Source organism: Leptospira brenneri (assembly GCF_002812125.1).
GTDB lineage: Bacteria > Spirochaetota > Leptospiria > Leptospirales > Leptospiraceae > Leptospira_A > Leptospira_A brenneri.
Genome location: NZ_NPDQ01000007.1, coordinates 291,843 through 300,199 on the forward strand (window position 1 = coordinate 291,843; position 8,357 = coordinate 300,199).

8 protein-coding genes are annotated in these 8,357 nt (G+C 37.2%); 4 read left to right on the top strand and 4 right to left on the bottom strand.

Translation table 11 applies throughout. The features are described from left to right. Positions 1-99: 99 nt before the first annotated feature. Both CH361_RS15900 and CH361_RS15905 read left to right on the top strand, forming a co-directional pair. The gene (locus CH361_RS15900) at positions 100-2,610 is read left to right on the top strand and encodes an ATP-binding protein (protein WP_100791784.1); all 2,511 of its coding nucleotides are present in this window, start codon (positions 100-102) and stop codon (positions 2,608-2,610) included. A gap of 24 nt (positions 2,611-2,634) precedes the next feature. Further along, entirely contained in the window at positions 2,635-3,846 is a 1,212-nt protein-coding gene (locus tag CH361_RS15905; RefSeq protein WP_100791785.1) for an EAL domain-containing response regulator, read from the top strand. A 56-nt stretch (positions 3,847-3,902) separates the two neighbouring features. On the opposite strand, the gene CH361_RS15910 is transcribed toward CH361_RS15905, so the two are convergent. Together CH361_RS15910 and CH361_RS15915 are read right to left on the bottom strand one after the other, a co-directional pair. Next, a complete protein-coding gene (locus CH361_RS15910) occupies positions 3,903-4,247 on the bottom strand; it encodes a hypothetical protein (protein WP_100791786.1) in 345 nt (114 codons plus the stop codon). 22 nt (positions 4,248-4,269) lie between these two features. Beyond that, a complete protein-coding gene (locus CH361_RS15915; protein ID WP_100791819.1) occupies positions 4,270-4,539 on the bottom strand; it encodes a hypothetical protein in 270 nt (89 codons plus the stop codon). Between the two features lie 351 nt (positions 4,540-4,890). Between CH361_RS15915 and CH361_RS15920 the strand changes: the two genes are divergently transcribed. Both CH361_RS15920 and CH361_RS15925 read left to right on the top strand, forming a co-directional pair. Further along, positions 4,891-5,829 carry a hypothetical protein gene (locus CH361_RS15920; protein ID WP_100791787.1) on the top strand — a complete coding sequence of 313 codons (939 nt, stop codon included), beginning with the start codon at positions 4,891-4,893 and terminating at the stop codon, positions 5,827-5,829. Positions 5,830-6,098: 269 nt separating this feature from the next. Further along, positions 6,099-6,674, top strand: coding sequence for an LIC12231 family lipoprotein (locus tag CH361_RS15925; RefSeq protein ID WP_100791788.1), 576 nt, complete (start codon positions 6,099-6,101; stop codon positions 6,672-6,674). A 175-nt stretch (positions 6,675-6,849) separates the two neighbouring features. On the opposite strand, the gene CH361_RS15930 is transcribed toward CH361_RS15925, so the two are convergent. Further along, positions 6,850-7,221 carry a globin domain-containing protein gene (locus CH361_RS15930; RefSeq protein WP_165782276.1) on the bottom strand — a complete coding sequence of 124 codons (372 nt, stop codon included), beginning with the start codon at positions 7,219-7,221 and terminating at the stop codon, positions 6,850-6,852. A gap of 154 nt (positions 7,222-7,375) precedes the next feature. Beyond that, positions 7,376-8,326 (bottom strand): hypothetical protein, encoded by a 951-nt coding sequence (locus tag CH361_RS15935; RefSeq protein WP_100791790.1) that lies wholly within the window; start codon positions 8,324-8,326, stop codon positions 7,376-7,378. Between the last annotated feature and the right edge of the window lie 31 nt (positions 8,327-8,357).

Sequence of the window (8,357 nt, forward strand, 5' to 3'; positions counted from 1 at the left end):
CCACCACTTCACAGAAGTTACATTTTCTAGTTGCATATATTACAGTTATGTGCTCCTGTTTTTTTTTACGCTTTTTCTGACTGCTATGGAATCAAAGACATGGAAACAAAAGAGCTTAGAGCAAAAACTATACCCAAAAAAAAGATAAAAAACCAATTTGATTTCAAAACAATCTTTGAAGCACTCCCCGAACTTTATATGCTTCTTGATTTGGATCTTAACATCATTGATGTAAGCGATGCTTACGCAAGAGCCACCTTAATCCAGAGAGAAAAAGTAATCGGACATAATATTTTTGAAGTATTCCCCGACAATCCAAACGATATACACGCCGATGGTGTGAAACAACTCCGATTTTCTTTGATGCAGGTGGTTAATTACAAAACCTCAAGCACAATGACAATGCAAAAATATGACATACGAAAACCAGATGGAAGTGGATTCGAAGTTAGGTATTGGAGCCCAAGGAACTCCCCTGTTCTCGATGCAAACGGAAACTTAATTTGTATTGTTCATCGGGCCGAAGATGTCACTGAATTTGTTTATTTAAAACAACAGAAAATAGAACAATCAGAAGTAACGGATGAAATGCATGATCGGATTGCAAAGATGGAATCCGAGGTTTATACACGTGCGAAAGATGTCATTGAAAAGAATGAAGCTCTTTTAAATAGCGAACAAAATCTATCTACAACATTAAGATCCATTGGAGATGCCGTCCTAACCACAGACGAATTTGGAAAAGTCAATCGTTTGAATCCTGTTGCCGAAGAATTAACAGGTTGGAAGGAAATAGAAGCAATTGGACGTAAGGTTGATGATATATTAAGATTAGTTCACGCACAAACCAATTTACCAAAGGAAATTACGATCGCCGAAGTATTGGCTACTGGGAAACCAAAAGGCGATTCCCAAGATTCGATCTTAATTCATCGCAGCGGCAGAAGGATCAATGTTTCAATCAACTGTGCACCAATAAAAAATAAACAAGACAAAACCATTGGTTTCATTCTGGTATTTCGCGACATTACTGAAGAATTTGCTGCCAAAGCATTCTTGGAAAAAGCAAAAGAGAATGCAGAACTTGCAAACAAAGCAAAAGATTCTTTTCTAGCAACAATGAGTCACGAAATCCGCACTCCACTCAGCGGACTAATAGGAATGTTAGAACTACTTTCACAGACAAACCTTAGCTCTGACCAGAAAAGTATGGTTCAGAATTCACTGGGATCCGGGAACAGCTTGTTACGTATTTTAAGTGATATTTTGGATTGGTCAAAAATTGAAGAAGGGAAATTAGAATTATCACTGCAACCAACTTCAATCAGTCAGTTAGTTTCAGATGTAGTAACAACATATTCACATATTGCTAGTTCTAAAGGTTTAACCCTAACATACACAATCGATGAAAATATTCTCTCTGCGCATATAGTAGATCCACTCAGGTTATCACAAATCATCAATAATTTTGTCAGTAACGGAATCAAATTTACAGGGAGAGGTAGTATTAAAGTTTCAGCCCAGTTGGTAAAAAATTTAACACATGCACAACAAATTCAATTTTCTGTTACGGACACTGGAATTGGTCTCAGCAAAAAAGACCAATCAAGATTATTCCAAACCTATACGCAAGCAACTGCAGACACAGCAAGATTATATGGTGGGACAGGCCTTGGTCTTGCCATCTGCCGACGATTAGCAGACCTCCTTGATGGTGCATTAGCAATTGATAGTACACCGGGGATAGGTTCCACATTTAGCATTACGATGTCTCTGCCCACAGTCGATCTTGATTTGGATAATGTAAGTTCTCTGGTTACAGAAGATAGTTCGATCGAACCTATAGTCCATTCGCAATCCTACACACCTAAAATTCTTGTTGTTGATGATCATTCAGTAAACTTAGAACTCCTGGTCAGACAACTTGAAATGTTTGGTCTTCAGGTTGATAGTGCGGAAGATGGTGATAAGGCGATGTTATTGTGGTTAACAAATAAATATGATTTAATCATTACTGATTGTCACATGCCAATTAAAGATGGTTATATGCTCACGAAGGAAATTCGGAATATTGAATCTTTTAGTTATCAAAAACGAATCCCAATTATAGGTTATACTGCCAACGTATTAAGTGAGGAAAACGAACACTGTCTTTCGGTAGGGATGGATGAAGTAATGATCAAACCTGCCAGACTAACAAACCTCAGGCAGACACTTCTCAAATGGTTACCTACAATTATCTATCCAGTTCAAACCAATACTTTTGATACGCTCATTAGCACAGAATCTCCTATTGATATAAGCGAACTTAAAAACATTGTTTCTGACAAAAAGGATCAAATTTCCATTTTGAAAAAATTCAAATCGCACCATCAAAATGACTTACGGAAACTGATTGATGAGTTAACGATGATGAATTACAGTGAATCAGCTCGCTTAGCACATCGCCTCAAAGGTGCAAGCCAAGTAGCAGGAGCCAGAGATTTAGTTAATGGTTATATAAAAATTGAATTATTCATTAAAGGAAATGAATTCGATAAAGCACTAAAAGAAATTGAAATAATGAAAGATGATGTATTAAACATCGAATCATTCATTGATATTTTATAAGTTCTTATCGTATTGAGTAAAACTATGATTGCAAGCGAACTATCTTTCTTAGTGATTGAGGATGACGACTTTCAAAGAGATGTGATCGTTTCCGTCTTATCAAATCTAGGTGCGATGCAAATTGCGGAAGCCCGAACAGGAACCGAAGCTTTAAATTTTCTAAATGACACAAGATCAACTTTAATTGATATCATCCTCTGTGATTTAAATATGCCCGAAATGGACGGGATGGAATTTCTTCGTCACATAGGGAGTTCTCATCCATCGATTGCCACAATCATCATGAGTGCTTTAGACATTGCATTGATTGATTCGGTTCGAAAGATGGCAGGCGCTTACGGGATTTATTTGCTGGGAACAATAGAAAAACCAATTACCCCTGCTCGTTTAGAAACGCTAATCAATATTTATAAGTCTCGGGACTTAAAACAAAGAAAAGAAATAAGTAACGGATCTCGTTATACTTTAGGTGAAATTCTTGAAGGATTAACAGGTGGAGAATTCACTCCCTTCTTTCAACCAAAAGTAAAATTATCTACAGGTAGAGTGATTGGTGCAGAGGCTTTAGCCAGATGGATCCATCCAGGACGTGGTGTGATTACACCTTACGAATTTATTGATGTTTTAGAAAAATCTGGTAACATCGATATACTAACATTCCTTATGTTAGAGAAATCGGCAAAAGCTTGTAAATTAATCCATGCACAAGGTCATGAAATTTCTATTTCGGTCAACCTTTCCCTCACTTCGCTAACCGATACAAATCTTGCCGATAAAATCACTCGCGTAGTATCTGAATCAGGATTGGATCCCAAGTTTATTATTCTAGAAATCACAGAAACTGCCGCTATGACCGAGATGGCACCGGCACTCGAAAACTTAGCGCGTCTTCGAATGAAAGGATTCGGGCTCTCCATCGATGACTACGGTACAGGATATTCGAGTATGCAACAAATCTCTCGTATTGCATTCACTGAATTAAAAATTGACCAATCTTTTGTCCGCGAAATGACAACAAGCAACGTTTCCAAGGTTCTCATCAACTCTAGCATAGAAATGGCAACAAAACTGCAAATGAAGTGCACTGCGGAAGGAATTGAAACAGAAAACGATTGGGAACAATTAAAGAATATGAATTGTGATCTAGGACAAGGTTATTACATCGCAAAACCTATGAATTTTGATGAATTTCTAGAATTCTGCAGTGAAAACTTGGTCCATCACGGAACTGTCTAGAATTTAAACATATCTATTTTTATATAGGGGTTCTAAACCCCTATATAAAAAAGTGATTACTTTTTCTTTCCAGTAGATGCAGAACTCTTTTCAATTACAGGAGTTCCTTCCACATAAACACAATTTAAGACTAACCAAACTGCATGCTTACCGCTAATAGTAACATCTTTTAATCCAGTAGCACCAGGCGCTTTTGTAAGCGCATCACGAGTTGCTTCTGCAATACTTTGGTTATACCAAGTATTATTAAAACCAGCCCATCCACATTCACGGCCTTCAACTGTTCCAGATCCAACTACCTCTAGGTTTGCAGGAGCTTCTAATGAAACTTCTTTAAAATTTCCTACTTTATAGGAACAACTAACAGCAAATGCAATTGCAAAAAATGACACCCATTTCATATTCATTATCTTTCCTTCCTAATTATTTCAGCTTTCTCATTTGAGCACATGCAGAAGCAAACTCATTGCTCCATAATAAACCAACATTTTGGTTCTTAACATTACCTTTTGCTTTAGCACTAGCAAACACGTCATCATAAATACCAACAATGATCGTTCCACATTTCTCACCCAAAACAGTTTCCGACAATTCTGCTGAATCGTTTTCAGCAGGAACAAGATAACCTACCTTGCCTGCAGTAACACAGTTTGATAAAAAAACAATAATTCCTAAAAGGAATATTTTTTTCATTTTTGTTCTCCTTAATTCGAATAAGGGAAATTCTTTCATTTTTTCTGTAAAGAAATAAAAATGTTTCAGACCCTTTTCTGAGAGAAATCATTCTCCACAAAACAAAGACAGTCGTAAAACAGAAAACAATTGTTATTTCATAATTTAGATCAAGGTATTACTAGAAAACCAAATGATTCAAAAAAAGGTCTAGAAATATCTTAAGGCAACTCAATACGTCCGCCTTTGTTCAGTGCTTACGGATCTTGCATTTAGCCTGTTTTTTGTAGCTTTTTTTACCAGACAGAATATTCAGGAGTTTGAATTTTCCGATTTACTATTTTTCCAATACCATTTAACTTCGTATATGCTATGAAACCGATCCTGCTGATAACTATTCTTTGTTTCTTATTTAACTGTAAAAAAAAGGATTCTTCTAACACGGAAGAATTACTTTTGGGGTTATACCTCCTCCAACCCACAGATTATGTTCTAGAATGGGGTTACCCAGGTTCCCAAAACCAAATCCAGAATACAGATCTTACGGGAAAAACTTCAGGAGTTACTGTGAAAGTGGGTGGTGTCAGTGCAACAGGTGTCTCTGCAATTTCGAATGACACTCTCCAATTTACCATGCCTACGATTCCAGGCGTTACAGAGAATTCAGCGGTCGACTTTTCAGTGGAAAAAGATGGTGCTGTTGTATTTTCTACAAAGGTTCGATATCGACCACTGGTAAGTTGGACCACGAATCAACCGCACTCAATCTATAGACCTATCGATGGCAGGGATAATAAAAGTTTCATTCAATTCACCGCTACTGCAGCGGACCACGTATTCAACTCGTTTGGACATACCTTTGCTGACTTGGATTTTTATTATTTTACAAGTTTGAATGCAACACCAATAGCCTTTGCTGAAAAAAGAAGAGATGGTGCAGAGTTCAATCGCTTAACTTTAGGTGCAGGCACTGTGTATGTGATGGTGAAACATATAAGCGGAATGGGTGGTTCCTATCTTTTGCAAATTGCGAATAGCAGTGGAGTGGTTCCATCTAGTTCAGCGACTCTTTATACACCTCCATCTCTATGTTATGATACTCTAGGAACAGGCCCAGCAACAGGAAATACTTGTGCGGTTCTTCAAGCAGCCTATACTCGCACTGGTCGCTGTACGTATCCTTCGGACGATGGCCTCACTACTCGGAACTATTATAATAATGGATTTACTTCTGGTTATGCACAATTCACTTGTTTAAATGCAGGGAATGGATCTCAAAACGAAGCGGAATCAGTTTTCCTTGCGAATTAAGTTTGTATATTGTTATGTTCTCTGATTGCAAGAGAGTAACTTGTTAATTTGGGCGTTCCCCAATTTCATCAGTTTTAGAAATTACATAGATCACGGGGCGAGCTCTTTCGGGGTGCGCTCACGCTCCCGTCCGCCATCGGCGGACCAAGCCCTACAGATCTCTAACGCAAAAAAACCACTACACCAACTAACCTTGCTCATCATTTAAAAGTGTTGTATTAAATTTATAATCTGAGATCTTTGTGCCAAACTATAACAGGGGTTTAAAAATGAAGTTCATTCATTTAATTTTTTTATTTGTTCTAACTTTTTCGTCTTGTATCACATCTTACAGAGATTATCCGACAATAGATGCTCCCACAAAATCGTCTAGCCCCTCAAAACTTAAACTTTTCTACCATTTGGAACCATTCCCAATTTTAGAATTTGGCGGTTATGCGGCCTTAAAGTCTGTTTTTAAAACAAAACTGAATTCGCAGTTTAATGAAACAGAAGAAATATTTGATCCAAAAGTCATTCCACAAAAGGGAATCTACTGCAGAGTTGTCACTCAATGGGCTCCCGTTTCCGCTCAGACCTTAATCTTCGGTTATCTTTCCATTGCCACAGCAACTCTTTTACCTGCTTGGAGTTCCAACGAAGGTTTTGATGTTACCTATTCTTTATATAAAGATGGCCAAAAAGTAAAAGATTTCACTTATACACCGAGAAGGTCTGTTTTCTTATGGTTGTTTTCATTACCGGTGATTTGGGTAAATTTATTTACTGCTTCAGAAGAAGAAGTTTTTAAAGCGACCTCTTACCAATTCATCGAAGATGCAAAACCATATCTCAATGAACTTTAAGATTATAAAATTCATCATTGAATCGATATGAACACAGTTTTGGTTCCGCAATAGAATTCATTTTTTGGTTTGCTATTACGTTAGAAATTTGAAACCTTCACTAGAGAGAATTTTACATTTCTCTCTAGTGGTTTAAGTAATATATTTCCATGGTAAAAAAGAAAAAATATAATTCTCAGATCTCTTTGTGTCCTTGAATCATTAAGGAAGCAACTTCAGTAATCGCAAGTTGCCAATTTTCCTTTAGGTTTTGTGTCCACTCATCGCCTAACGACTCTTCCAATGTTTCCAATAGTACCATTCCCGTGTCTTGGTAATCCTCTTCACGGACACCATAGGATACATGACGTTTGCCTAGGTTGATTAATTCAGTCTTAATTTTTTGTAAAATGGCAAGCCTATCAATAGCATACTGAATCATACTTACTAATTTTTCACCTTGTTGGTCAAAATTTGTATTCGAAAAAAGATTTTTGAAATCAGGTCGCCTTTCTAATAATTTTTGATAGAACCTTGTATAAAACGGGCTCGAATTCCTTAATATCACATCAAAAGATTTCTGTAGAGAATAACAAAAATCATCTTTTTCAAATCCATCTACCTCATACAGAACTTGTCCGCGAGCATTACCGGGGGTCCCGATGAGCGCTAAAATCGTTACTGAATTTCAGATATTGCAATGTAGGTAAAATCAAACTTACTTAGAAGCCGAAATTAAACCAAACCCCATCCTTAATCGCAACCCCCGCAAACCCCCCGCCAATTGGCAGAATGCCTCCAATAAAGTGGTCATGGATGAAATAATTTCGCCCTACAGATGGAGGACTAGATATTCTATAAAATACAATGGTTCCATCAACATTTGGTACATGTGTAAAATTAGCACTTTCACCCTCATATTGAATCAAAAAAGCATTCTGACTTGCTGGATGTGAATGATTTTTTGGAGCATAAAGGTTCGGAAGGTCATTTGTAATTACTCGATTAATCATTGTTATGTTATCAGTAAGATTATTTACATCAAGGACTAATTTAGTCATTAAAGCGTTCAAGGCATTTGTGACAGACGATCGCGCGGATCCTACAAACGTAACAACAAGGTCTTCTAGTGAACCAATTTTAATTGATGGAGACAATAAGCTGTTTATGATTGAATTTGGACTTAGCTTTTCTGCATTCATGCGTCTCCAATTTCGGAGATCGGAAAGAATTGTAACGGTACCAGATATATTTCGAATTGCAGCTAGCTGAATATCTTCTGATCCTGCAGTTTCTAAGAAAAGGATCTCAAAAGCGTTGGATCTATAGTTTATCGCATAACCAGTGGAATCAAGATTACCTGAAGATGTTTCTTGAAACCTATGTCGAACAACTACGACGGAATCGGCCTCTGGCCTAGAAATCGGTAGGTTTTCTATATTAGTAAATTGGATTCTCCTACCTTCATTATCGTAAGCTACCAAAGCTGAAATATTTATTGAACCTGGCGATGCACCTGGTGTGACTGCTCCTCCATTAAAAATACTTCCAGAAAATATATCTGCAAATCGATTGATTATCTCTGCAGCAAGTGAGGAATGTTCTTTTATAAAATCCTGTTGATAAATAGGCTTTCCATTCCATGGCCACTCAATTCCACTTAACTTTGTCATAACACCTCCCTAATAAACCAACCAGTAGCGT

What these genes read in the sequence shown, in the direction of transcription:
- CH361_RS15900 (WP_100791784.1), top strand. Translation starts at nt 100, where the DNA reads ATGGAAACAAAAGAGCTTAGAGCAAAAACTATACCCAAAAAAAAGATA.
- CH361_RS15905 (WP_100791785.1), top strand. Translation starts at nt 2,635, where the DNA reads ATGATTGCAAGCGAACTATCTTTCTTAGTGATTGAGGATGACGACTTT.
- CH361_RS15910 (WP_100791786.1), bottom strand. Translation starts at nt 4,247, where the DNA reads ATGAAATGGGTGTCATTTTTTGCAATTGCATTTGCTGTTAGTTGTTCC.
- CH361_RS15915 (WP_100791819.1), bottom strand. Translation starts at nt 4,539, where the DNA reads ATGAAAAAAATATTCCTTTTAGGAATTATTGTTTTTTTATCAAACTGT.
- CH361_RS15920 (WP_100791787.1), top strand. Translation starts at nt 4,891, where the DNA reads ATGAAACCGATCCTGCTGATAACTATTCTTTGTTTCTTATTTAACTGT.
- CH361_RS15925 (WP_100791788.1), top strand. Translation starts at nt 6,099, where the DNA reads ATGAAGTTCATTCATTTAATTTTTTTATTTGTTCTAACTTTTTCGTCT.
- CH361_RS15935 (WP_100791790.1), bottom strand. Translation starts at nt 8,326, where the DNA reads ATGACAAAGTTAAGTGGAATTGAGTGGCCATGGAATGGAAAGCCTATT.